The 24,469-nt window shown below is 71.2% G+C and carries 20 protein-coding genes and 1 pseudogene; all 21 read left to right on the top strand.

Annotation, left to right across the window (positions count from 1 at the left end; genetic code table 11):
* Window positions 1-65 precede the first annotated feature (65 nt).
* The 21 genes and pseudogenes from KZC50_RS02405 to rplB all read left to right on the top strand — a co-directional run bounded on the left by KZC50_RS02405 (window position 66) and on the right by rplB (window position 24,461).
* Entirely contained in the window at window positions 66-1,208 is a 1,143-nt protein-coding gene (locus KZC50_RS02405) for a serine/threonine-protein kinase (protein WP_310890497.1), read from the top strand.
* Window positions 1,208-7,186, top strand: coding sequence for an Ig-like domain-containing protein (locus tag KZC50_RS02400; RefSeq protein WP_310890496.1), 5,979 nt, complete (start codon window positions 1,208-1,210; stop codon window positions 7,184-7,186). Before KZC50_RS02405 ends, KZC50_RS02400 begins: the two co-directional genes overlap by 1 nt.
* Before the next feature lie 56 nt (window positions 7,187-7,242).
* A complete protein-coding gene (locus KZC50_RS02395; protein ID WP_053546388.1) occupies window positions 7,243-8,208 on the top strand; it encodes an AAA family ATPase in 966 nt (321 codons plus the stop codon).
* Window positions 8,205-9,575, top strand: coding sequence for a DUF58 domain-containing protein (locus KZC50_RS02390; protein WP_310890495.1), 1,371 nt, complete (start codon window positions 8,205-8,207; stop codon window positions 9,573-9,575). The genes KZC50_RS02395 and KZC50_RS02390 overlap by 4 nt, the downstream gene beginning before the upstream one ends.
* Window positions 9,572-12,037, top strand: a complete 2,466-nt coding sequence (locus KZC50_RS02385) for a transglutaminase TgpA family protein (RefSeq protein WP_310890494.1) — start codon at window positions 9,572-9,574, stop codon at window positions 12,035-12,037. Before KZC50_RS02390 ends, KZC50_RS02385 begins: the two co-directional genes overlap by 4 nt.
* Window positions 12,034-13,779 (top strand): DUF5684 domain-containing protein, encoded by a 1,746-nt coding sequence (locus KZC50_RS02380; protein WP_310890493.1) that lies wholly within the window; start codon window positions 12,034-12,036, stop codon window positions 13,777-13,779. Before KZC50_RS02385 ends, KZC50_RS02380 begins: the two co-directional genes overlap by 4 nt.
* The gene (locus tag KZC50_RS02375) at window positions 13,776-14,318 is read left to right on the top strand and encodes a hypothetical protein (RefSeq protein ID WP_310890492.1); all 543 of its coding nucleotides are present in this window, start codon (window positions 13,776-13,778) and stop codon (window positions 14,316-14,318) included. Before KZC50_RS02380 ends, KZC50_RS02375 begins: the two co-directional genes overlap by 4 nt.
* Window positions 14,319-14,594: 276 nt before the next feature.
* A complete protein-coding gene (gene rpsL, locus KZC50_RS02370) occupies window positions 14,595-14,963 on the top strand; it encodes a 30S ribosomal protein S12 (RefSeq protein ID WP_018187369.1) in 369 nt (122 codons plus the stop codon).
* A gap of 5 nt (window positions 14,964-14,968) precedes the next feature.
* Window positions 14,969-15,439 (top strand): 30S ribosomal protein S7, encoded by a 471-nt coding sequence (gene rpsG / locus KZC50_RS02365; RefSeq protein ID WP_053546383.1) that lies wholly within the window; start codon window positions 14,969-14,971, stop codon window positions 15,437-15,439.
* A gap of 74 nt (window positions 15,440-15,513) precedes the next feature.
* Window positions 15,514-17,628, top strand: a complete 2,115-nt coding sequence (fusA, locus tag KZC50_RS02360) for an elongation factor G (protein ID WP_310890491.1) — start codon at window positions 15,514-15,516, stop codon at window positions 17,626-17,628.
* Between the two features lie 156 nt (window positions 17,629-17,784).
* A complete protein-coding gene (tuf, locus tag KZC50_RS02355; protein ID WP_053546381.1) occupies window positions 17,785-18,978 on the top strand; it encodes an elongation factor Tu in 1,194 nt (397 codons plus the stop codon).
* 587 nt (window positions 18,979-19,565) lie between these two features.
* Entirely contained in the window at window positions 19,566-20,054 is a 489-nt protein-coding gene (locus tag KZC50_RS02350; protein ID WP_310890490.1) for a hypothetical protein, read from the top strand.
* A 10-nt stretch (window positions 20,055-20,064) separates the two neighbouring features.
* Entirely contained in the window at window positions 20,065-20,148 is an 84-nt protein-coding gene (locus tag KZC50_RS15660; RefSeq protein ID WP_375294580.1) for a hypothetical protein, read from the top strand.
* A 76-nt stretch (window positions 20,149-20,224) separates the two neighbouring features.
* Window positions 20,225-20,590 carry a hypothetical protein gene (locus KZC50_RS02345; RefSeq protein ID WP_310890489.1) on the top strand — a complete coding sequence of 122 codons (366 nt, stop codon included), beginning with the start codon at window positions 20,225-20,227 and terminating at the stop codon, window positions 20,588-20,590.
* A gap of 10 nt (window positions 20,591-20,600) precedes the next feature.
* Window positions 20,601-20,858, top strand: a pseudogene (locus KZC50_RS02340) (sortase); the annotation flags it as partial.
* 112 nt (window positions 20,859-20,970) lie between these two features.
* Window positions 20,971-21,186 (top strand): Rv0909 family putative TA system antitoxin, encoded by a 216-nt coding sequence (locus KZC50_RS02335; protein ID WP_301132084.1) that lies wholly within the window; start codon window positions 20,971-20,973, stop codon window positions 21,184-21,186.
* Between the two features lie 452 nt (window positions 21,187-21,638).
* Complete coding sequence (gene rpsJ, locus KZC50_RS02330; protein WP_013584016.1) at window positions 21,639-21,947, top strand: 30S ribosomal protein S10; 309 nt, start codon at window positions 21,639-21,641, stop codon at window positions 21,945-21,947.
* Between the two features lie 10 nt (window positions 21,948-21,957).
* On the top strand, window positions 21,958-22,617 hold the full coding sequence (rplC, locus tag KZC50_RS02325) for a 50S ribosomal protein L3 (protein ID WP_310890488.1): 660 nt from the start codon (window positions 21,958-21,960) through the stop codon (window positions 22,615-22,617).
* Between the two features lie 2 nt (window positions 22,618-22,619).
* A complete protein-coding gene (gene rplD, locus KZC50_RS02320) occupies window positions 22,620-23,279 on the top strand; it encodes a 50S ribosomal protein L4 (protein ID WP_053546375.1) in 660 nt (219 codons plus the stop codon).
* Complete coding sequence (rplW, locus tag KZC50_RS02315) at window positions 23,276-23,596, top strand: 50S ribosomal protein L23 (RefSeq protein WP_053546374.1); 321 nt, start codon at window positions 23,276-23,278, stop codon at window positions 23,594-23,596. Before rplD ends, rplW begins: the two co-directional genes overlap by 4 nt.
* 25 nt (window positions 23,597-23,621) lie before the next feature.
* Window positions 23,622-24,461, top strand: coding sequence for a 50S ribosomal protein L2 (gene rplB / locus KZC50_RS02310; protein WP_053546373.1), 840 nt, complete (start codon window positions 23,622-23,624; stop codon window positions 24,459-24,461).
* Window positions 24,462-24,469 lie beyond the last annotated feature (8 nt).

The following is a 24,469-nucleotide window of genomic DNA, read 5'->3' as shown; positions in this document are numbered from 1 at the left end:
AGCATGTCCGGGTTTCCCCGGCGAGTGCTTCCGCGCGCCGGCGGGCGTCCGAGCGAGGAGGTGACGTGTCCACACGCCTCCCGTCCGCGCCCCCGATCCTGCCCGGCCTGACGTATGTCCGCCCTCTCGGATCGGGTGGATTCGCCGACGTCTTCCTCTATGAGCAGGACATGCCGCGCCGCAATGTCGCGGTGAAGGTGATGCCGAGCGACGTGCGCGACCCGGAGCTTCGTCGCATGTTCAACGCCGAGGCGGATGTGCTCGCGCACCTGTCGGCGCACCCCGCGATCGTCACCGTCTACCAGGCGGGGATCTCCGCCGACGGTCGCCCGTACATCGTCATGGAGTACTGCCCCGGGTCGCTCGCCCAGCGCTATCGGCTCGAGCGGATCCCGGTCGAGGAAGTCCTCTCCACCGGGGTGCGGATGGCGGGTGCGCTGGAGTCCGCCCACCGTGCCGGCCTCGTGCACCGCGATGTGAAGCCCAGCAACATCCTCATCACGACCTTCGGGGCCCCTGTCCTCGCCGACTTCGGGATCTCGTCCTCGCTTCTGCGGCTGGAGGCCGAGGAGGTGCTGGCGATGTCGATCCCGTGGAGCGCGCCCGAGGTGATCGCCGAACAGACCGCCGGGACGATCTCGAGCGAGGTGTGGAGCCTCGGCGCGACGGTGTACTCGCTGCTGGCGGGGCACAGCCCGTTCGAGCGTCGCGAGCGCGGGCAGAACACCAAAGAGCAGCTGCGCCGCCGTATCGCCCGCGCGGCATACACCGACATCCCCCGGACGGATGTGCCGGCCTCGCTCCAGGTGGCGCTCGCGACGGCGATGGCGCGCGACCCCGGGAAGCGGTTCGGCTCGGCCCGCGCGTTCGCGGAGGCGCTCCAGCGGGTGCAGGCCGAGCTCGGTCTGTCGATCACCCGCCTGGAGATCCCCGACGAGGAGTGGGCTCCCGCCGGGGCGCCGGTGGACTTCGCCGACTCCTCCCTCCGCGGCCCGGTGCGCTCGCAGCTCGAGCGCGACGACCGCCGCAAGCGCCGGCCGGGCGCGGACGTCACCTCCCTCGCGCGTGACGAGGACACCGACATCTCCACCCCGGTTGCGCGAGGGCCGCGCGCGAGCACGGCCGTGCCGTGGATCGCGGCGGGTCTGTCGTTCGTCGTCGCCGTCGGCGCGGTCATCGGGGCCCTGTGGGCCGTGGGGGTGTTCTGATGCGTCGCCGCACGATCGCCGCCCTCGCCGCGAGCGTCGCCGCCGGAGCCCTCGTCGTGGGGATCGCCGTGGTGTGGCCGGGCCTCGACGCGCAGGAGACCCCCGAGGCGTCGACGTCGGTGTGGGCGCTGCAGACCGGCGACGGTCGCCGCTACGCGCGCGTGAACACCGCGGTCGGCGAGCTCGACACCGTTCGGAGCATCAGCAATCCCGATGCGGTGGTCTCCTCTCCCGCCGGGGTCTACCTCTTCAGCGACTCGTTCAGCAAGATCACCCGCATCGACGAGGCCCTCCCCGCCGATCTCGACGAAGAGGCCCTCCGGGCCTCGGATTCCACGCCTCCCGGCACGATCGACGTCGCCGCATCCGGGGATCGGGTGGCGTACCTCACCGATTCCGGCACCGTCTACGTCGGCATCCTCGGCGGGGAGCAGCCTCGCGCGCTCGACCCGTTCCCCTCCACCGACGAGGATGCCGCGGCGTACACCGCCGACGCCGTCGCGATCGACGACCGCGGCGTGCTGTTCGCCTACTCCCGCGCGGATGCCTCGGTGCTGCGCTACGACATCGGACGGAGCGAGGTGCGCGGGCGCGACGCCCTGGAGATCGACGAGATCGCCGCGCCGGCGGTCACCGCCGCCGGCGACACGTGGGCGGTGGTGGACGGCGAGTCCGGCCGCATGTGGCTCCGCGACGCCGAGGATGCGCCGCCGCTTCCCGCCACCGGGGCGATGACGGTCGCCGAGCCCTCGTCCACGGCGGAGGAGATCTACGTCGCCACCGAGACGGCGCTCGTGCGCGTCGCGCCGGACGGGTCGGGTGCCGACATCGCCTTCGGCACCGGGGCGACCGTCCTCGGCATCCCGGCCCGGCCCATCCAGCGCGACGGCGAGGTGTACGCCGCGTGGCTGCCCGAGGGGACGGGCACAGGCATCCTCTGGGGATCGGATGCCGAGCCCCGCACGCTCGACTACGGCGGCGAGTCGCTCGGCGATGAGCGCCGGCCGGTATTCGTCGACGGCGGGGGATCGATCATCCTGAACGAGACGCGCTCGGGGTGGGCGTGGACCGTGCCCGACGGGCAGCTCGTGCCGTCGAGTCAGAACTGGTCGCTCGACGATCGGGTGGATCCGGATGCCGTTCCCGCCGAGGAGCAGCTGCCGGTGCAGCTGGACCCGAAGCCGCCGGTCGCCGAACCCGACGCATTCGGCGTGCGGGCGGGGAGCCTGTCGACCCTCCCGGTGCTGATGAACGACCACGATCCGAACGAGGACGTCCTCAGCATCGATCCGACCTCCGTCACGGGCCTCGACCCCGGCTTCGGCACCGTCACCGTCACGGACGATGCGCAGCGTCTCGCCGTCCGCACCGAGCCGGGCGCGACCGGCTCGGCCACCTTCAGCTACCGCGTGACCGACGGCACCACCGCGGACGGCCTCGCCTCCGAGCCGACGACGGTCACGCTCACCGTTGTGGGCGAGGACGCGGATTCGGCCCCCGTCTGGTGCGGGGTGGAGCGGTGCCTCGTCGAGTGGCCGGCGCCGGAGGTCGCGCGCGGCGGCACTGTGACCGTTCCGATCCTCCCTGGCTGGGTCGACCCCGAGTCCGACCCGCTGCTCCTCCTCTCCGTCGTCAACCGGTCGGGCATCGGCAGCGTCGCCGCGACGCCGTCGGGCGACGTCGTCTATCAGCACTCCGACGACGGCGCGGGCGGGGAGCAGCTCATCGACCTCGCCGTGACCGTCTCGGACACCGCCGGCAACACCACCGAGCGTCAGCTCGTCGTCCGCGTCTCGCCCCAGCCGCGCCTGGCCGTGGAGTCCTTCGCGGTCCGCGACGTCGTCGGCGGCGCGATCAACGTCGACGTCGCCCCGCACGTCTCCGGGACGACGGGGTCGCTGTCGCTGGAGTCCGTGCGCGTCCTCGACGACGCCGCGGCGACGGCGACGGTGACGGGCGGGACGACCGGCTTCGACTTCACCGCGCGCGAGCCCGGCACGTACCGCGTCGACTTCACCGTCACCGACGGCTCCACCGAGGCCACCGGCACGACCCGCATCACGCTCCTGCCCGCCGACGCGCCGGCGGAGCTGGCGACCTCCCCGGTCGTGGCCTTCGTCCACCCGCAGGAGGATGCGACCCTCGACATCTTCGCCGCGGTCTCCAACCCGACGCGCCGCGTGCTCCTCCTCAGCGACGTCACCACCGCCGCCGACCCGGGCGCGGTGCTCTCGGTCGACGCGGTCGGCCAGAACCAGCTGCGGGTCTCCGGCTCGACCGCGTCGGGCGAGCCGGGCCGGCTCGGCACGGTCCGCTACGTCGTCAGCGACGGCACCGAGGATCAGGGGGCGAGCGTCGAGGGCGAGGCGACGGTCTACCTCCTCCCACCGGCTCCCGAGCTCGCCCCGATCGCGGTCGACGACCGCGTCGTCGTGCGGGCCGGGGCGCAGATCGACATCCCCGTCCTCGCCAACGACGTCGCCCCGGCGGGTGGGCGTCCGACGCTGAACCCGGCATCCGTCGTCTCGTCGTCGCCCGACGCGCTCGCCTTCGCGTCGTCCGATGTCGTGCGCTACCTCGCGCCGCAGGAGCCGGGCGACTACACGATCACCTATTCGGTCTACACGACCGGCGCCCCCTCCCTCGCCGACGACGCCACGGTGCGCGTGCGCGTCCTCGACGAGGAGGCGAACCGCCCGCCCGTGGCCGACACCCTCGAGGGCCGGGTCCTCAGCGGCCAGACGACCCGCATCGACTTCGACGGCTTCGGCGTCGACCCCGACGGCGACGGCGTGACCCTCGACCGGATCCTCGAGCAGCCCGAGCGCGGCGCGGCGACGATCGCCGCCGACGGCGCGGGCATCGTCTACACCAGCGTCCCCGGCGATCGCGGCCAGGTCACCTTCCGCTATCGCGTCGTGGACGCCTTCGGGGCCACGGGCGAGGGGACGGTGCGCGTCGGCGTCCTCGACGGACAGACCAACCCCAGCCCGATCACCTACACCGACTACGTGCAGGTCCAGGCGGGCGAGGGCAACAGCATCCGCGTCTCCCCGCTCGCGAACGACGTCGATCCGACCCTCGGCTCCCTGACCCTCACCGACGTGCGGCCGGATCTCCCCGAGACGGATGCCGACGGCGCGGTCACCGCCGAGTACACGCGGCTGGCCGAGCGCATCCTCTCCCGCGACGACACGTCGCTGGAGATCGAGGCGGGGACCGAGCCGGCGACGATGTCGTTCCTCTACGACCTCGAGTCGAGCTCGGGCAACACCGCGCGCGGACGGATCGTGGTGCGGGTGGTGCGCGAGAGCGTGCCGGACTACCCGATCGTGTCCGACACCGTCCTCACGGCCGAGACGCGGGAGGACTTCGTCGAGGGCGTGGACGTCCTCGACGGGAAGGCGACCTGGGCGTCGGGCGACGTCGGCGACCTCGACGTGGCCCTGTGGGGCGACATCGACGACGTCGACGTGGCCGGCACGCGCCTGCGCGGCGAGCTGCCCGAGCGCACCCGCCTGATCCCGTTCCGCGTCTCGGGGGAGGGGGCGTCCGGCGAGATCGAGACCTACGCGTTCCTCCGCGTCCCGGGCGACGCCGATCTGACCCTGGCCCTGCGGGCCGGCGCCGTCCCGCCCGAGGTGAACGAGCTCGAGTCGGTCGTCTTCGACATGGCCGACCTCGTCGCCCGCCCCCGCGGCAGCACGGTCGAGATCGGGCCCGACATCCGAGCGTCCGGCGCCCGCGGAGAGGCGGTCTGCTCGCTCGAGGGCGGCACCCGCATCCGCTACGACGCCGGGGCGGGCGCCCCGTGGTCGGATTCGTGTCGTGTGCCGGTGCGGCTCGCCGGGACCGAGGACTTCTCCTACCTCTCCGTGCCGATCATCGTGGTCGCCCTCGATCCGCAGCCGGAGCTGCGCGCCGGGTCGCTCACGGTCGGCCCGGGCGAGACGGCGACCTTCGACCTGCGGACCCTCACCACGTGGCAGCTCCGCGAGGACTGGGACGGCATCCAGTACGCCGTCGACTACGGCGGGGTGTCGTTCGACGTCTCGCTCGCGGGGAGCACCGTCACCGTCACCGGCAAGGACGACGCCGTGCCCGGTCGCGACGAAGCGGCCGTCGTCACCGTGCCGAGCCACGCCGAGACCGCGCCCGGTCGCCTCATCCTCCGCGTCGGGGCGGCGCCCTCGACCCTGCCGCGCGGCGGATCGGTCGCCCAGCAGTGCTCGCAGGCCGCCGGCTCGTCGTGCAGCATCTCGGTCGTGGGGGCCTCGGGCGAGGTCAACCCGCTGCCGCGCACCCCGCTCGAGCTCACCGGCGTCCGGCCGACCGGCGAGTGCATCGGCGTGAGCTTCTCGGTCGCCTCCGCCACGACGGTGACGGCCTCGTGGAGTGCGGATGCCCCGGGCGCCACGTGCTCGGCGGCCTTCACCGTGCGCGACGCCCAGGGCCGCGCCACGGCCGGCGACCGCGAGGGTCGTCTGCTGCTGGACCTGCAGGGCTACCCCAAGGCACCCGCGAGCATCGGACAGGTCGGCTTCGAGAACGGCTCGGTCACCCTCCGCATCGACCCCGGCGCCGCACGGTCGGCCTACCCGGGGCTCAGCGGGTTCGTCGTCCGCAGCGGGGGCGCGGTCGTCGCCCAGTGCTCCAGCGACGGTGTCTGCCCCTCGATCCCGGCACCGAACGGCGAGCAGCGCCAGTACGACGCCGTCGCGGTCAACGCGGTCGGCGAATCGCGCTCGGGCGTGCGCACCACCGCGTGGGCGTACGCCGCCCCCAACGCCCCCGGTCAGGTCCAGGTCGCCCCGGTGCAGACCCGCGACGGCTCGGGGAACATCGTCTCGCTCGTCATAGACGGCGTCGACCCCAACGAGACCGGCTATCTCGAGATCACGAGCCCCGCCGGCGAGACCCAGCGCCTGAGCGTCCGCCGCGGCCAGACGCGCGTCGAGGTCGGCAGCTACCGCATCGGCACGAACACGACCTCTCCGATCACCATCACGCCGTTCTCGCGCTTCGACCTCCCTCCCGGGCTCGGCGGCAGCCCGTCGGGCGGGTCGATCACGGTCTCCGGAAACGGCGTCGGGGCCCCGCGGGATGCCCAGCTGGTGCTGGACTCGGTCTCCAACGGCGACGGGACCTCGACCGTCACTGCGCGGGCGACCGCGCGCCTGAACGGCGACGGGTCATCGCTCCGCTACGGCATCGTGCGCGAGGGCGACCGCTGCCAGACCGGACCCGAGGGCGCCACCGCCTCGTTCCCCGGCCTCACCGACGGCGAGGAGTACCGCTTCGTCGCATGCGTGGAGTCGGTGTTCGACGACCGGGTGTTCGGCCGCACCGAGGCGACGGCATCCGTTCGCGCGCAGCAGTCCGGCCGCGCGCCCCGCGGCTACACCTTCGCCGTCGATCCGGCCCCGAACGTCACCGGCCAGCGGGCGGAGTGGCTGATCCGCGCCGAGCCGACCTCGGACGAGCGCGTGCCCAACCGCAACCGCGTCGAGTTCGGCGGCTTCCCGAGCACACGCTTCGGCGCCGACCCCGAGATTGCCGTGCGCTACGTCCACGAGTTCTGGGGCACGGCGAGCGACTGGGCGCGGGTCACCCCGCGCTCCGGCAGCGCGCCCTACCAGGTGCAGGCGACGTGGGGCATCTCCTCGTGCGTCGGCGGCGGCGAGCTCGGACGCACGTGGGACTCCTCGAACGCGCCCGGTGGCGGTCGCGCGGCGGTCACCTTCAGCAACGCCGACCTCCGCTTCTACGATGCTTCCGGTGCGAGGCTCGAGCGCACGGCCGACAGCTGGACCGTCCCGTATGCCGCCACGCGCATGGAGACGACGGTGACGGTCGACTGGAGCGCCCAGGGCTGGGGGCTTCAGAACGCCACCGGCACGGTGACGGCGGACTGCACCCCGACCGAGGCACCGCCGCCCCCACCTCCGGCCGAGCCCGAGCCCGCGCCGAATCCCTGAGCGGCATCCGCCCTCCCGACCGCCCCGACGACCGACACGACGCAGGACGAGGAAACATGACGATCACGCAGGAGCAGGCGACCTGGTTCGCGCAGACCTTCTCTCAGCTCGCCGACAACGTCGAGCGGGCGGTGCTGGGGAAGCGCCACGTCGTGGAGCTCGTGCTCACCGCGATGCTGAGCGACGGCCACGTGCTGCTCGAGGACGTCCCCGGGACCGGCAAGACCTCGCTCGCGCGGGCCATGGGGCAGTCGGTGCAGGGCACCAACACCCGCATCCAGTTCACCCCCGACCTCCTCCCCGGCGACATCACCGGCATCAGCGTCTACGACCAGAAGCAGGGCGTGTTCGAGTTCCACGCCGGGCCCGTCTTCGCCAACATCGTGCTCGCGGACGAGATCAACCGCGCGAGCCCGAAAACCCAGTCGGCGCTGCTCGAGGTCATGGAGGAGGGCCGCGTCACGATCGACGGCGTCACGCGCCCGGTCGGCGAGCCGTTCCTCGTCCTCGCCACGCAGAACCCCGTCGAGCAGGCGGGAACCTATCGGCTCCCCGAGGCGCAGCTGGACCGCTTCATGATGCGCACCTCCCTCGGCTATCCCGATCACGCCGCCACCGTGCGCATCCTCGACGGGGCGGCGATCGACACCGCCGAGCTCACCCCGATCGTCACCCCGCAGGTGCTCGCGGGGATGGCCGACCTCGCCGCCGAGGTCTACGTCGACGCTCTCGTGCTCGACTACATCGCGCGCCTCGTGGACGCCACGCGCGCCGCCGACGAGGTGCGCCTGGGAGTCAGCATCCGCGGTGCCCTCGCCCTCACGCGCGCCGTCCGCACGCGTGCCGCGTCGCAGGGGCGCACCTACGCCACCCCCGACGACGTCAAGGCGCTCGCCGTCGCGGTGCTCTCGCACCGCCTCATCCTCCAGGCCGAGGCCGAGTTCGACGGCGTCACGCAGGAGGCCGTCATCGGCCAGGTGCTGCTGGATGTCGCACCGCCCCGCCGCCGAGAGGCCGTATGAGTCTCACCGAGTCCCGCCTCACCCGCACCTCGGCCGCCACCGGCACCACCGGTCGCGGCGAGCTGACCGCCACCTCCGCGGTCAGCGGGCGCGATCGCGCGCTCCTGCGCGCGGCGGTGTGGGCAGCGGCGGCGTGGCGGACGACCGTCCGCGCGCTCCGCCGCGCCGCGGCGTGGCTCGGACGCACCGTCCGCCCGGCCGGTGCGCTCATGCTCGTCGCCGCGACCGCGGGCCTGGTGCTCGGCATCCGCTTCGGGTACGTCGAGTGGATGATCGCCGGCGTCGCCGCCCTCGTGCTGCTGATCGTGGCGATCCCCTTCCTCTTCGGTGCCCGTTCCTACGCGGTCGACCTCGACCTCGCGCACGAGCGGGTCGTCGCCGGGACCGGGGTGGCCGGCCGGGTCGTGGTGCGCAACGTCGCTCCGCGCGCCGCCCTCCCCGGGCGCATCGACGTCCCCGTCGGGCAGGGCCTGGTCGAAGTCGGGGTGCCCTTCCTCCGCCCCGGGAACGAGGTCGCCCAGGAGCTGTCGCTCCCCGGCCTCCGCCGCGGCGTCGTCACCGTCGGACCCGCCACCACGGTGCGGGCCGACCCCCTCGCCCTCCTCCGCCGCGAGCACGCGTTCGAGGACGTCCACGAGATCTACGTCCACCCCCGCACCGTCGCCCTCCCCTCCACCAGCGCGGGCCTCATCCGCGATCTCGAGGGGAGCCCCACGCGGCGCCTCGTCGACGCGGACATGTCCTTCCACGCGATCCGCGAGTACGCCCCCGGCGACTCGCGCCGTCACATCCACTGGGCCTCCACGGCCAAGACCGGCCGCCTCATGGTGCGTCAGTACGAGGAGTCGCGCCGCTCCCGCATGGCGGTCATCCTCTCCGCCGCGCGCGGCGAGTACGCCGACGCCGACGAGTACGAACTCGCCGTTTCGTGCGCCGCATCGCTCGGACTCCGTGCGATCCGGGATGCGCGCGACGTCGCGGTGGTGACCGGATCCGAGATCCCCCGGGTCGTCCGCGGGCGCCTCCGCGCGATCCGCCGCGTGCCGGCATCCGCTCCCCGACCGATGCTCGACGGCTTCAGCGGCGTGGAGATGCTCGAGAGCACGATGGCCCTCGGCGACGTCTGCCGCCTCACCGCCGAGAGCGAGGAGCGCCTGTCCGTCGCCGTGCTCGTGACCGGTTCGACAGTGCCGCTCGCCGCGCTGCAGAAGGCGGCGCTGGCGTTCCCGGTCGACACCGCGGTGGTCGCGGTCGTCTGCGACGAGCGCGCACACCCGCGCATGCGGGCGCTGACGGGGATGACGGTCCTCACCGTCGGAACGCTCGACGACCTCTCGGGCCGGCTGCTGCGCGGAGCGACCTCGTGAGCCGTCGCGCGACGGCGCGCGCCGCCGTCGTGGCCGGCTCCGTCTTCTCGGCGGCGATCGTCGTGCTCGCCGCGGTCGCCGCGTGGCCCATCTACGCCGGTTCCGCCTTCGTGATCCTGGTGGCCGTCTGCGCGCTGGTGGCCGCCGGCATCGCGATCGGAACCGCGCTGCTGCGGTGGCGCTTCGCCGCGACGGCCGCCGTCACGGCCGGTGCCCTCCTCGTCCTCGGTGTACCGCTCGCCGTCCCGGGACGCCTCGGCGGTCCCGCCGACCTCCTCCGGGGTCTCGGCGAGCTCGGGACCGGTCTCGTCCTGGCGTGGAAGGACCTCCTCACCGTCGACCTCCCCGTCGGCGACTACCGGAACCTGCTGGTTCCGGCGCTGGTCGTCTTCCTCGTCGGCACCGTCGCGCTCCTCCGCCTGTCGTGGCGGGAGGGGCGCCTGGCCCTCCTCGCCGTGCCCGTCGGTCTCGTCATGCTCGGGTTCGGGCTGTTCTTCGGGCGGACCGTCGTGAGCGCGCCCCTGGCTCTCGGCCCCCTCACCCTCGGTGCTCCCCGGGAGAGTGCGCTGGGACTCGCCGGTCTTCTCGTGTGCTTCGCCTGGCTCGCGTGGCGCACGCACCACGAGCGGGTGCGGGCCCTCGCCCGCGCCGCCGAATCCGGCGAGGTGCAGGTCGGGCGTCGCGCCCGCGGGTCGGACCGTCGCCGCACGGCCCTCGGCGCGGCGATGCTCGCGGGAGCGGTCGTCATCGCGGGTGCCGTCGTGCCGATGACCGCGGCGGGTTCCGAACGGCAGACCCTCCGCTGGGCGGTCGGCCCCGAGATCTCCCTCACCGCGGCGACCAGCCCCCTCGCGGAGTACCGGGCCCTCTTCGCCGACGAGCGCATCGACGACGTCCTCTTCACCGTCGAGGCGGGCGGCGCCGCGCCCGAACGCGTGCGCCTCGCCGTCCTCGACAGCTACGACGGCGAAGTCTTCCGCACCGGTTCCGGTGCCCCGTCGCGCTTCGTCCGCGTGCCCGCGGTGCGCCCCGCGGGGGAGGGGGCCGAGGTCGAGGCGACGATCGTCGTCGGCGACCTCCCCGGGATCTGGATGCCGTCGGCCGGCCGGCTGGTCGAGGCCGAGTTCCAGGGCCCGCGCGCGGTGGCGCTCGCCGATCGCTTCTACTACAGCTCGGGCGCGGATGCGGCCGTGCAGACCGTCGAGGGCGGCTGGCAGGACGGCGACCGCTATCGCCTGCGTGCCGTCGAACCCACCCCGCTGGAGGTCAGCGCGGCGGTCGCGCCCGGCACGGCATCCGCTGCCGTCGAGGCGCCGGAGAGCCTCCGCACCTGGGTCGAGCGGCATCGCGTCGGCGAAGACGGGGCGGCCCTGGAGCAGCTCGTGACGCTCCTCCGCGAGCGCGGCTACCTCAGCCACGCCCTCACGGTGGGCGAGGAGCAGCCCGCCTGGGCTGCGGAGCTCGGGGACTACCGCTTCCAGCCCAGCACGTCGGGACACTCGCTCGCCCGCGTGGATCAGATGTTCACCCGCCTGCTCGAGCGCGAGGACGATCCTCGGGCTCAGGCGTCGGGCAACTACGTCGCCGCCGTCGGCGACGACGAGCAGTTCGCCGTCGCCGCCGCCCTCATCGCCCAGGAGCTCGGCTTCCCGTCGCGGGTCGTCGTGGGGACGCGCCTCAGCGCCCCCGCAGGACTCAGCGCGTGCGAGGACGGGGTCTGCCGCGCGGGCGACCTCGCGGCGTGGGTGGAGGTGCAGGATGCCGGCGGCGCATGGGTGGCGCTGGACGCCAGCCCCCAGTACGCGCAGTCGCCGAGCCTCGACGTCACCGAGCAGCGCGACCCGGAGGTCGTCACCGACGTGCTCCCCGACGCCGTCGAAGACGTCGTCCCGCCCGACCCGGTGCAGGAGGACTCCGCCTCCGAGGATCGCGACGAGGAGGAGACCGGCACCGATCTGTCGTGGCTGTGGCCGGTGCTCCGCGTCGCGGGACTGATCCTCCTCGCCCTCCTCCTGCTCCTGGGACCCTTCGCCCTCGTCCTCGGCGCCAAGGCCGCGCGTCGTCGCGCGCGGCGCCGCGTCGCCGACGGGGCGGCGCGCATCGCCGGCGGCTGGGAGGAGTACGTCGACGCCGCCGTCGATGCGGGCCGCTCGGCGCCCGGCATCCTGACCCGCTCCGAGCTCGCGTCCCGCTGGGGAACGCCGCACGGGGACGAGCTCGCGGTCGCGGCCGATCGCGCCGCGTTCTCCGGCGGCGAGCCGACGCCGGCCGAGACCACCCGGTACTGGGAGACCGTCGACGAGGAACGCCGACACCTGATGCGCGAGGGCGGCGTGTGGCGCCGGATCGTGCGGACCGTATCGTTGAGGTCATTCGTGCGTCAGGTGTCACCCGATGCGGGTGCACGAGATTCCGAGAGGGGGAGACGCCGGGACCCGATACCCGCGCGTCAGGCATCATGAACGCCACCGCAGACTCCACCGCCGTCGTCTTCGGCATGATCACCCTCGTCGTGGGCGTCGCCGTCTACGTGTGGACCGCCCTCGCCCTCGCGGCCGTGTTCCGCAAGACCGGACGCCCCGGCTGGCAGGCCTGGGTGCCGATCCTCAACCAGGTCGTGCTGCTGCGCCTGGCGGGGATGTCGGGCTGGCTGCTGCTGCTGTGGCTGCTGCTCCCGGTCGGCCCGATCTTCGTCTGGGTGGCGATCATCGTCGCCTGCTACCGCATCGGGATCGACTTCGGTCTTCCCGCGGGGATCACCGTCCTCGCGGCGTTCCTCTTCCCCGTGTGGGCCTCGGTCGTCGGCTTCGGCTCGGCACGCTGGCTCGGCGCCGCCGAGCACGCCGCGCCGGCGGGTCCGCGACGTACCCCGCGCCCCGAGGAGCGCCCGCTCTTCCCCGCACCGGATGCCGCCTCCCGCGGGTTCGACGCGGATGCGTCCGCTCCGCTCCCCGAGGTCGAGCCGTGGCCGTTCCCGGCTCCGCACCGCGCGGATCGGGAGGACGCGGTGGACGGGGCGACCGAGGTCGGACGCCCCGCGGCCGCGGCGTGGTGGCAGCCCGTGACCACCCCGGAACCGGAGGCGCAGGTCGCGCCGGAGCCGGAACCCGAGCCGTCCGTCGAGCCCGAGCCCGAGCCCGAGCCGTTCGTGGAGCCGGAGCCGGAACCGGTCGTCGAAGCGGAGCCCGATCCCGTCGAGGCGGCGGCGCCGACCGCGGCGATCCCGGTCTCGCGGACCCGCGTGGAGGAGCCGGTCGATCCGGCTGCGGCGGACCCCCTCATCGCCTGGCTGACCGGTCCCGTCGAACCGCTGCCGCCGACGTTCGCGCCGCCGGCACGTTCCGAGCGGGCGCCGGAGCCGGCGCCCGCTCACGCCCAGGAGCCCGAGCACGCCCCGGCGCCCGCTCACGCCCCCGAGCACGAGCCGGAGCCCGAGCCGGAGCCCGAGTTCGAGCCGGAGCCCGCTCCCGAACCGGAGCCGGTCTCCCGCAAGCCCTGGGAGGGGTTCGCGATCTCCGCGAACGACGAGTTCCCCGGCGAAGTCACGGGTGCCGTCACCGACGCGCCCGACCCCGTTCCCGCCGGCGCTGCGCCGGGCGCCCCCGTCCCCCCGCTCACCTCCCCGCCGGTGACACGCCTGCCCGCTGCATCGGACGGCGGGTCGGATGACGGCACCGACGAGCCCTGGGCGCCGCGGCGGTCGCGTCTCCCGGCATCCGACTCCTTCCCCGAGCTGTCGGGCGAGGTCTCCGCGATCGTCGGCGCCCCCGACGCCGGCGCGCCGCGGTCGGCGCGCACCTCGGTCTCGGCGCTGCACGTGCGCCCCGAGATCCCCGACGAGCCCGCCGACGAGACGATCATCGCCCGGCGCCGACGCACGCAGTGGTCTCTCGTGCCCCCGCGCGGGACGCCCGTGACGATCGCGTCCGACACCGTGCTGCTCGGTCGGCGCCCGGCTCCGGATGCCGCCTACCCGCGCGCCCAGCTGATCGCGATCGACGACGGCACCGTCTCCAAGACCCACGCCCGGCTGGTCCTCCGCCAGGATCGCTGGTACATCACCGATCTCGGCTCGACGAACGGCGTCGTCTTCGCCACCGTCATGGGCACCGAGGTCGAGGCCACCCCCGGCGAGGAGATCGAGGCGGGCGATCGCTTCCTCCTCGGGGACGCCGAGATCCGGCTCGTTCGGAGCGACGCGTGAGCGATCTGCCCGAAGAGCGGACGGCGCCCGGCCGCCGGACGTCGGCCGCGGCGGACATCGAGGCCACGGAGATCGCCGCCCGCCGCGCGCGCGAGGTCCCGCTCCCGGACGTCGACGAGCAGACCGAGTTGGCGTCCCGCCGGGCCTCCGCGGCCCCTCCCACGGCACCGCCCGTGGAGGACACGCAGATCGCGGCCCGCCGGGGCGGCGCACCCGCACCCGCCCCGGTGTCCGAGGAGACCGCGCGGTCGGCGCGTCGGGTCCTCGACCCCGCCCCCGCCGCGCCGGCACCGCCCCGCGGCTCGGCGCCGGCGTCGAACGCCCCCGCGGAGATCTATCGCGCGCGTCCCGTCCGCACGGCGTTCGTCGAGCGCACGGCGCCGGAGCGGCATCCGCTCCAACCCGTCGTCGACACCGCAGCGTCGGAGCAGCGCCGACGCCGTCGCGCCCGCCGCCGCCTGGCCGTCGGGGTCGCGCTCGTGGTGGTGGTCGTCGTCGCTGCCGGGGCGGCCGCGGTCCTCTTGCTGACCCTCCGCTGAGTACTTGCCGCCCGCGTTTGCCCGCCCCGCCCCCGATGCGTATCATTGAGCGGGTGTGTGCGCTGCGCGCCGTCCGCCGTGCCACCGGCGCGGATGCCGGTCGCAGAGCCTCACGACCGGGACCGGTCTGCGAACAGGCCACCCCCACGGCATATCCACCGATACGACGCGCGCCGATTCCGTCGCGCACCGGGTGGATCTGTGGTGAAACCACAACGCTGTCACCGTGCAGCACCCTGCGCGGGAGGATTCCCGTGCAGCCGAGAAGGAGAGAACGTGCCAACCATTCAGCAGTTGGTTCGCAAGGGCCGTTCGCCGAAGGTCACCAAGACCAAGGCGCCGGCGCTGAAGGCGAACCCGCAGCAGGCGGGTGTCTGCACCCGTGTGTACACCACCACCCCGAAGAAGCCGAACTCGGCGATGCGCAAGGTCGCCCGTGTGAAGCTCCGCAACGGCACCGAGGTCACCGCGTACATCCCCGGTGAGGGCCACAACCTGCAGGAGCACTCGCTCGTGCTCGTTCGCGGCGGCCGTGTGAAGGACCTCCCGGGTGTCCGCTACAAGATCGTCCGTGGAGCCCTGGACACCCAGGCTGTCAAGAACCGCAAGCAGGCGCGCAGCCGCTACGGCGCGAAGAAGGGCTGAGTCAGATGCCTCGTAAAGGACCCGCGCCCAAGCGCCCCGTCGTCAACGACCCGGTATACGGTGCCCCCATCGTCACCCAGCTCGTGAACAAGATCCTCGTCGACGGCAAGAAGTCGCTCGCCGAGTCGATCGTCTACAACGCCCTCCAGGGCGTCGAGTCGAAGAACGGCCAGGACGCCGTCGCCACGCTCAAGAAGGCGCTCGACAACGTCCGCCCGACCCTCGAGGTCAAGTCCCGCCGCGTCGGTGGCTCGACCTACCAGGTGCCGGTCGAGGTCAAGCCGCACCGCGCGAACACTCTCGCGCTGCGCTGGCTCGTGAGCTACGCCAAGGGTCGTCGTGAGAAGACGATGACCGAGCGTCTGCAGAACGAGATCCTCGACGCCTCGAACGGCCTGGGAGCCGCGGTCAAGCGCCGCGAAGACACCCACAAGATGGCCGAGTCGAACCGCGCCTTCGCGCACTACCGCTGGTAACAGCACCCCTGTCGCCGGCCGGAGGCGAACCCTCCGGCCGGCACAGTCCGACACCAAGGTAAGGAAGACACCCCGTGGCACAAGAAGTGCTCACCGACCTCAACAAGGTCCGCAACATCGGCATCATGGCGCACATCGATGCCGGAAAGACGACGACGACCGAGCGCATCCTGTTCTACACGGGCGTCAACCACAAGATCGGCGAGACCCACGACGGCGCCGCCACCACCGACTGGATGGAGCAGGAGCAGGAGCGTGGCATCACGATCACCTCCGCCGCCGTCACCTGCTTCTGGGAAAAGAACCAGATCAACATCATCGACACCCCCGGTCACGTCGACTTCACCGTCGAGGTGGAGCGCTCGCTCCGCGTGCTCGACGGCGCGGTCGCCGTCTTCGACGGCAAGGAGGGCGTCGAGCCCCAGTCCGAGACCGTGTGGCGTCAGGCCGACAAGTACGACGTCCCCCGCATCTGCTTCGTCAACAAGATGGACAAGCTGGGCGCCGACTTCTACTTCACCGTCGACACGATCGTGAACCGCCTCAAGGCGAAGCCCCTCGTGATCCAGCTCCCGATCGGTGCCGAGAACGACTTCATCGGCGTCATCGACCTGGTCTACATGCGTGCGCTGGTCTGGCCCGGTGACGCCAAGGGTGATGTCACCATGGGCGCGAAGTACGAGATCCAGGAGATCCCGGCCGACCTCGTCGACAAGGCGAACGAGTACCGCGAGAAGCTCCTCGAGACCGTCGCCGAGTCCGACGACGCGCTCCTCGAGAAGTACTTCGGTGGCGAAGAGCTCACCCACGAGGAGATCAAGGGCGCCATCCGCAAGATGACGATCGCCAGCGAGGTCTACCCCGTGCTGTGCGGTTCGGCGTTCAAGAACCGCGGCGTGCAGCCGATGCTCGACGCGGTCGTGGACTACCTCCCCTCCCCGCTGGATGTCCCGGCGATCGAGGCGAAGGACCCGAAGAACGAAGAGATCGTCATCGAGCGCCACGCCGACCGCGAGGAGCCCTTCGCGGCCCTCGCGTTCAAGATCGTGACGCACCCGTTCTTCGGTCGTCTCACCTACATCCGCGTCTACTCGGGCCACCTCGACTCCGGCGCCCAGGTCGTCAACGCGACCAAGGGCAAGAAGGAGCGCATCGGGAAGATCTTCCAGATGCACGCCAACAAGGAGATGCCGGTCGACTCCGTCACGGCGGGTCACATCTACGCCGTCATCGGCCTGAAGGACACCACCACCGGTGACACGCTGTCCGACAGCAACAACCAGGTCGTCCTGGAGTCGATGACCTTCCCCGAGCCGGTCATCGAGGTCGCCATCGAGCCCAAGACCAAGGCCGACCAGGAGAAGCTGGGTCTCGCGATCCAGAAGCTCGCGGAAGAGGACCCGACGTTCCGCGTCGAGCAGAACTCCGAGACCGGTCAGACCGTCATCAAGGGCATGGGCGAGCTCCACCTCGACATCCTGGTCGACCGCATGAAGCGCGAGTTCAAGGTCGAGGCGAACGTCGGAAAGCCCCAGGTGGCCTACCGCGAGACGATCCGCAAGAGCGTCGAGAAGCACGACTACACGCACAAGAAGCAGACCGGTGGTTCCGGCCAGTTCGCGAAGATCCAGTTCACCATCGAGCCCCTCGAGGTCACGGCGGACAAGATCTACGAGTTCGAGAACAAGGTCACCGGTGGTCGCATCCCCCGCGAGTACATCGGGCCCACCGACCAGGGCTTCCAGGACGCCATGAACGTCGGCGTGCTCGCCGGCTATCCCATGGTGGGCGTGAAGGCGATCCTGCTCGACGGCGCCTCGCACGACGTCGACTCGTCCGAAATGGCGTTCAAGATCGCAGGCTCCATGGGCTTCAAGGAGGCCATCCGCCGCGCGAACCCCGTCATCCTCGAGCCGATCATGGCCGTCGAGGTGCGTACTCCGGAGGAGTACATGGGTGACGTCATCGGCGACCTGAACAGCCGCCGCGGACAGATCCAGTCGATGGAGGATGCCGCCGGCGTCAAGGTCGTCCGGGCCAACGTCCCCCTGTCGGAGATGTTCGGCTACATCGGCGACCTGCGCTCGAAGACCTCGGGTCGTGCGGTCTACTCGATGGAGTTCGACTCCTACGCCGAGGTGCCGCGCAACGTCGCGGACGAGATCGTCCAGAAGAACAAGGGCGAGTAACACTTCCGGATGCCGGGACGCAAGCCCCGGCATCCGGGCCTCATAACTTCACAGAATCAGCAGTACCCCCACCCACTAAGGTGGAACCAATCCCCGTAGAGAACCGGTCGCAATCCAGTGCCCGGAGCATCTACACGACTGTCCTAGGAGGACCCAGTGGCTAAGGCCAAGTTCGAGCGGACCAAGCCGCACGTCAACATCGGAACGATCGGTCACGTCGACCACGGCAAGACCACGCTCACCGCAGCTATCTCGAAGGTGCTCGCCGACAAGTTCCCGTCGGCCACCAACGTGCAGCGTGACTTCGCGTCGATCGACTCGGCTCCTGAGGAGCGCCAGCGCGGCATCACGATCAACATCTCGCACGTCGAGTACGAGACCCCGAAGCGTCACTACGCGCACGTCGACGCCCCGGGCCACGCCGACTACATCAAGAACATGATCACCGGTGCCGCTCAGATGGACGGCGCGATCCTCGTGGTCGCCGCCACCGACGGTCCGATGGCTCAGACGCGTGAGCACGTTCTGCTCGCCAAGCAGGTCGGCGTGCCGTACCTGATGGTCGCGCTGAACAAGGCCGACATGGTCGACGACGAGGAGATCCTGGAGCTCGTCGAGCTCGAGGTCCGCGAGCTGCTGTCCAGCCAGGGCTTCCCCGGCGACGACGCTCCGGTCATCCGCGTCTCGGGCCTGAAGGCCCTCGAGGGCGACGAGAAGTGGGTTCAGTCGATCCTGGACCTCATGGACGCCGCGGACGAGTCCATCCCGGACCCGGTGCGTGACAAGGACAAGCCGTTCCTCATGCCCATCGAGGACGTCTTCACGATCACCGGTCGTGGCACCGTCGTCACCGGCCGCGCCGAGCGTGGAACCCTCGCCATCAACTCCGAGGTCGAGATCGTCGGCATCCGCCCGACGCAGAAGACCACGGTCACCGGTATCGAGATGTTCCACAAGCAGCTCGACGAGGCGTGGGCCGGCGAGAACTGTGGTCTGCTCCTTCGTGGTCTCAAGCGCGACGACGTCGAGCGCGGCCAGGTCGTCGTGAAGCCCGGTTCGGTCACCCCGCACACCAACTTCGAGGGCACGGCGTACATCCTGTCCAAGGAGGAGGGTGGTCGCCACAACCCGTTCTTCACGAACTACCGCCCGCAGTTCTACTTCCGCACCACCGACGTTACCGGCGTCATCTCGCTGCCCGAGGGCACCGAGATGGTCATGCCCGGCGACACCACCGACATGACGGTCGAGCTGATCCAGCCCATCGCCATGGAAGACGGCCTCGGCTTCGCCATCCGTGAGGGTGGCCGCACCGTCGGCGCCGGCACGGTCACGAAGATCCTCAAGTAAGGATCCGTTCCGCACGAAGGCCCCCGGGGAACACCCGGGGGCCTTCGTCGTGCACGGAGCACGTCGAAGATGGGATCGGTCTCACGGTCCGTGAAGAACTGAGAGATCCTTGGGTGAAGAGCACCGGCGACCTTCGGATACGAGGTCCGAAACTCCGGTAGCGTTCCCGATGGATCACCGCGATGCGGACCCGCGAAGCCACCCGAAGGCCTTGCGGGATGGGGCCGCATGGTGATCCCTGAACGGACCTGCGTCGCACACCCGAGAGGCGCAGGATACTGGTGCTTCGCGCGCCGAAAAACGACGCTCGATGGCGCGCCGCCGCACGGCGGCGCACATCGCGCTCACGACGATCGCCGGGGCGGTGGTCGCGGCGCTCGTCGTCGTCGGCGCCGCGCCGGCGATCGCCGCGGGCGACGCCACGCCTACGCCGACCGAGACTTCGACGCCGACGTCGACCGCCACCGAGGCGCCCGCGCCGACCGTGCCCGAGTCGCCGCTCGCGACACCGGAGTCGACGGCCGACGCGGACGGCGCCGACGCGCGCCGTCCGGTCCTCCGGCGTCACCACGCAGACCGTCGCGCCGATGACCGTGTCGACCTCCTCGATGAGCGTCACCGTCCGCAAGCGCGCGCTCGCCAACTCGACGACGCTCGCCGGCACCATCGGTCAGACCATCGGCACGGACTACACGGGCACGGTGGGCGCGAGCTTCCGCCTGTGGACGTTCACCTCCTACGGCGCGGGACCGCAGGCCTCCACGAACTACACCTGCACCATCACCGCGGGCGGTGCTTGCACGATCACGATTCCCGACGCCGGCGGCGCCAACAAGGGCAAGCGCTTCTGGGTGGTCGAGGAGGCCCCCGTTGCCGGATCCGACGCGGCCAGGACCTACGCCAACCCCCAGCTCCTCCTGGGCAGCTACCAGGGGCCGACGGCGCGCCAGTACCTCGTCGGTGTCACGACGGCGGTCGCCGCTGACGCCGCCATCACGGTGCCGATGACGAGCAACACCTCCAACGGTGGGACGCAGATCACCTCGAGCGCCGATCCTGCCCCTCACCGGTGGTGACGGAGCCGTGATGTTCGGCATCGGCGGAGCCGCCCTCGTGCTGATGGCCGCCGGCGCGGCGGTCGTGATCGCCCGCCGCCGCGTGCGCGTCTGACGCACGACCCGCTCTCCGTGGCGGGGGCTCTGAGCCCCCGCCACGGAGTACCACGTCCCCGATGAAGGACTCCCCGATGTCGCTCACCACCGCCCGCCCCGAGGCTCCGGCCGATCCGCCGCCGACCCGACGTGCCCGTCGCGCGCGGTGGCGTCTGCCGGTCGTCCCGCTCGTCATCGCGGTCGTGTGCTTCCTCGGGGTCGGGGTGCTGCTGTATCCGGCAGCGGCTGCCTGGATGTCGCAATACCAGCAGTCCCTCCGCATCGACGACTACGCGCACGAGGTCGAGATCGCCGGACCCGACGCCCTCGCCACCGAACTCGCCCGCGCCTCCGACTACAACGCCGCTCTCACCGGGGGGGGCGTTCCTCGACCCCGACGAGCGCATCCCGCAGTCCGACGAGGCCGGTGCGGGGTACGACGATCTGCTCGCCGCCGATGACGACGGACTCATGGCACGCGTGCGCATCCCGGCGATCGACGTGGACCTGCCGGTTTATCACGGCACCACCGAAGACGTCCTCGAGCGCGGTGTCGGCCACCTCGAGGGGACGGCGCTCCCGATCGGGGGGACGGGGACGCATGCGGTCCTCACCGCGCACCGGGGGCTCGCCTCGGCGGAGCTGTTCACGAATCTCGATCGCGTGGTGGTCGCGGACACCTTCACCGTCGAGGTCTTCGGCGAGGTCCTCACCTATCGGGCGCGCGACACGCAGGTCGGCGACCGGGCGAGTTCGACGCCGGCTCTTCCCCCGGCCCATCCGCACCGCCACAATGATCCCAGCGAGCGCGGGCGTCGCGCACGGATCCGAAGGAGAATCCATGGCCATCGACGACCTGGTCAACCAGGGCAAGCAATTCCTGGAGCAGAACAAGGACAAGATCCAGGAGGCGGTGAAATCCGACAAGGCCGAGGAGGTCTCGGACTCGGTTCTGGGCGCCGCGGCCGAGTTCGTCAAGAAGGTCGCTCCCGAGAGCGTGCACGAGCACGTCGACAACGCGCGAGACGCCGCCGACAAGGCGATCGGGAACGAGTAGACGCCCGTTCCGAGCACGAAGGGTCCGGTGCGAACCGGGCCCTTCGTCGTCGGATCGGACGACACGCCGAGGCGACACGCCCGAGTTTGCGACACGCCCGGGCCGCACGTAGACTAGTGAGGTTCCACATTCCGGGGTGCCCACTGGCGCGTCTCGGATCACTGCCAGGGCAGTGCATAGGCGGCGCACGACTCCTCCGGGGTCTCGCGCAAGGTCCTAGGCCGCGGGCAGCAGAACCACCACATCCACACCCCCCTCACGAACGCCCTGCGATCGTGCGCGGGCGGGAACGGATGCCGGGACATGCGGCGCTTCGGCGCGGCATCCGGATTGACATCAGAACAGCGGTGCAGCAACGCACTGCGCAAGCGGTGCAGAAGTGCCCTGGCGCGAAAGCGCCATCGTGCGTCCAATGCCCTCGAGGTATGACGCGGAAAGAGAGTGAGCAGACAATGGCGGGACAGAAGATCCGCATTCGCCTGAAGTCGTACGATCACGCCGGCCTCGACTCGTCGGCCCGCAAGATCGTCGACACCGTGACCCGTGCGGGCGCAACCGTGGTGGGCCCCGTGCCCCTGCCGACCGAGAAGAACGTCGTGTGCGTCATCCGGTCGCCCCACAAGTACAAGGACAGCCGCGAGCACTTCGAGATGCGCACCCACAAGCGCCTCATCGACATCATCGACCCGACGCCCAAGGCCGTCGACTCGCTGATGCGTCTCGACCTGCCCGCCGATGTCAACATCGAGATCAAGCTCTGAGGCGATCGACATGGCACACATCAACGAAAAGGTTTCCAAGGGCCTGCTCGGCACCAAGCTCGGCATGACCCAGGTCTGGGACGAGAACGGCAAGCTCGTTCCCGTCACCGTCATCGAGGTGGCCCCCAACGTGGTCACCCAGGTGCGCACCCCGGAGAACGACGGCTACAACGCCGTGCAGATCGCCTACGGGCAGATCGACCCCCGCAAGGTGAACAAGCCCCTCACGGCCCACTTCGAGGCCGCCGGCGTCACCCCGCGTCGCCACCTCACCGAGATCCGTACCGCGGATGCCGCTGACTACTCACTCGGTCAGGAGCTCACCGCGGAGGGCGTCTTCGAGGCCGGCCAGCTGGTCGACGTCGTCGGCACCAGCAAGGGCAAGGGCACCGCGGGTGTCATGAAGCGCCACAACTTCAAGGGCGTCTCCGCCTCGCACGGTGCGCACCGCAACCACCGCAAGCCCGGCTCGATCGGCGCCTCGTCGACGCCGAGCCGCGTCTTCAAGGGCATGCGCATGGCCGGCCGTATGGGTGGCGAGCGCGTGACCGTCCTCAACCTCACGGTGCACGCCGTCGACGCCGAGAAGGGTCTGCTGCTCGTCAAGGGCGCCGTCCCCGGTGCGCGCGGCCGCATCGTCTACGTCCGCAACGCAGTGAAGGGTGCCTGACCATGGCTGACTCCACGCTCGCGCTCGACGTCGTCACCACCGACGGCAAGAAGGCCGGTTCCGTGAACCTGCCCGCCGCGCTGTTCGACGTCAAGACGAACATCCCCCTCATCCACCAGGTCGTCGTCGCCCAGCGCGCCGCCGCCCGCCAGGGAACGCACTCGACCAAGCGTCGCGGTGAGGTCTCCGGTGCCGGCCGCAAGCCCTTCAAGCAGAAGGGCACGGGTAACGCCCGTCAGGGCTCGATCCGCGCGCCGCACATGACCGGTGGTGGCATCGTCCACGGCCCGAAGCCCCGTGACTACGGCCAGCGCACCCCCAAGAAGATGATCGCCGCCGCCCTCGCGGGTGCGCTCAGCGATCGCGCGCGCGGCCAGCGTCTGCACATCGTCGACTCCTTCGGCATCGAGGGCGCGCCCTCGACGAAGGCTGCCGCCGCCGTGCTGTCCGGCCTCGGCGCCGTCAAGAAGGTCCTTGTGGTCATCGACCGCACGGACGAGATCAGCGTGCTGAGCCTGCGCAACCTCGCGTACGTGCACGTGCTCACCTTCGACCAGCTCAACGCCTACGACGTGCTCGTCTCCGACGACATCGTCTTCACCAAGTCCGCCTACGACGCCTTCGTCGCGTCCAAGACGGCGACCGAGGAGGTCTCCGCATGAGCGCCGACAACGTTCTGCAGACCGCGGGCAACAAGGACCCGCGCGACATCATCCTGAAGCCGGTGGTGTCCGAGAAGAGCTACTCGCTCATCGACGAAGGCAAGTACACCTTCCTCGTGGACCCCCGTGCCTCCAAGACCGAGATCAAGCTCGCCATCGAGAAGATCTTCGGTGTGAAGGTCGCCGCGGTGAACACCATCAACCGCGTCGGCAAGGCACGCCGCACCCGCTTCGGCACCGGCAAGCGCAAGGACACCAAGCGCGCCATCGTGACGCTGAAGTCGGGCACCATCGACATCTTCACGGCCGTCGGCTGACCCCGCGGAACAGAGGACCAAGAACATGGCTATTCGCAAGTACAAGCCCACGACCCCGGGTCGCCGCGGCTCGTCGGTGGCCGACTTCGCCGAGATCACCCGATCGACGCCCGAGAAGTCGCTCCTCCGCCCGCTGAGCAAGACCGGTGGTCGCAACAACCAGGGCCGCATCACGACCCGCCACATCGGTGGTGGGCACAAGCGCCAGTACCGCGTCATCGACTTCCGTCGCAATGACAAGGACGGCATCAACGCCAAGGTCGCGCACATCGAGTACGACCCCAACCGCACTGCGCGCATCGCGCTGCTGCACTACTTCGACGGCGAGAAGCGCTACATCCTGGCGCCGAACAAGCTGTCGCAGGGGGACGTCGTCGAGTCCGGCGCGTCGGCTGACATCAAGCCCGGCAACAACCTGCCGCTGAAGAACATCCCCACCGGTACCGTCGTGCACGCCATCGAGCTGCGCCCGGGCGGCGGCGCGAAGCTCGCCCGCTCGGCCGGTACGTCGGTGCGTCTCGTCGCCAAGGACGGCCCCTACGCGCAGCTCCGTCTGCCCTCGGGTGAGATCCGCAACGTCGACGCGCGCTGCCGCGCGACCGTCGGCGAGGTCGGCAACGCCGAGCAGTCGAACATCAACTGGGGCAAGGCCGGCCGCAAGCGCTGGAAGGGCGTCCGCCCGACCGTCCGCGGTGTCGCGATGAACCCGGTCGACCACCCGCACGGTGGTGGTGAGGGTAAGACCTCCGGTGGTCGTCACCCTGTTTCGCCGTGGGGCCAGGCCGAGGGCCGCACCCGTCACGCGAACAAGGAAAGCGACAAGTACATCGTCCGTCGTCGCAACGCCGGCAAGAAGCGGAAGTAGGAGTAGAG

Origin of the sequence: Microbacterium aurantiacum, assembly GCF_031625015.1 — a bacterium.
Taxonomy (GTDB): Bacteria; Actinomycetota; Actinomycetes; order Actinomycetales; family Microbacteriaceae; genus Microbacterium; species Microbacterium aurantiacum.
This window is presented reverse-complemented; position numbering and strand designations above follow the sequence as displayed.

Coding starts and splice junctions, on each gene's coding strand:
- KZC50_RS02400 (WP_310890496.1), top strand. CDS start 1,208: ATGCGTCGCCGCACGATCGCCGCCCTCGCCGCGAGCGTCGCCGCCGGA.
- KZC50_RS02395 (WP_053546388.1), top strand. CDS start 7,243: ATGACGATCACGCAGGAGCAGGCGACCTGGTTCGCGCAGACCTTCTCT.
- KZC50_RS02390 (WP_310890495.1), top strand. CDS start 8,205: ATGAGTCTCACCGAGTCCCGCCTCACCCGCACCTCGGCCGCCACCGGC.
- KZC50_RS02380 (WP_310890493.1), top strand. CDS start 12,034: ATGAACGCCACCGCAGACTCCACCGCCGTCGTCTTCGGCATGATCACC.
- rpsG (WP_053546383.1), top strand. CDS start 14,969: ATGCCTCGTAAAGGACCCGCGCCCAAGCGCCCCGTCGTCAACGACCCG.
- KZC50_RS02350 (WP_310890490.1), top strand. CDS start 19,566: ATGACCGTGTCGACCTCCTCGATGAGCGTCACCGTCCGCAAGCGCGCG.
- KZC50_RS15660 (WP_375294580.1), top strand. CDS start 20,065: ATGTTCGGCATCGGCGGAGCCGCCCTCGTGCTGATGGCCGCCGGCGCG.
- KZC50_RS02345 (WP_310890489.1), top strand. CDS start 20,225: ATGTCGCTCACCACCGCCCGCCCCGAGGCTCCGGCCGATCCGCCGCCG.
- KZC50_RS02335 (WP_301132084.1), top strand. CDS start 20,971: ATGGCCATCGACGACCTGGTCAACCAGGGCAAGCAATTCCTGGAGCAG.
- rpsJ (WP_013584016.1), top strand. CDS start 21,639: ATGGCGGGACAGAAGATCCGCATTCGCCTGAAGTCGTACGATCACGCC.
- rplC (WP_310890488.1), top strand. CDS start 21,958: ATGGCACACATCAACGAAAAGGTTTCCAAGGGCCTGCTCGGCACCAAG.
- rplD (WP_053546375.1), top strand. CDS start 22,620: ATGGCTGACTCCACGCTCGCGCTCGACGTCGTCACCACCGACGGCAAG.
- rplW (WP_053546374.1), top strand. CDS start 23,276: ATGAGCGCCGACAACGTTCTGCAGACCGCGGGCAACAAGGACCCGCGC.
- rplB (WP_053546373.1), top strand. CDS start 23,622: ATGGCTATTCGCAAGTACAAGCCCACGACCCCGGGTCGCCGCGGCTCG.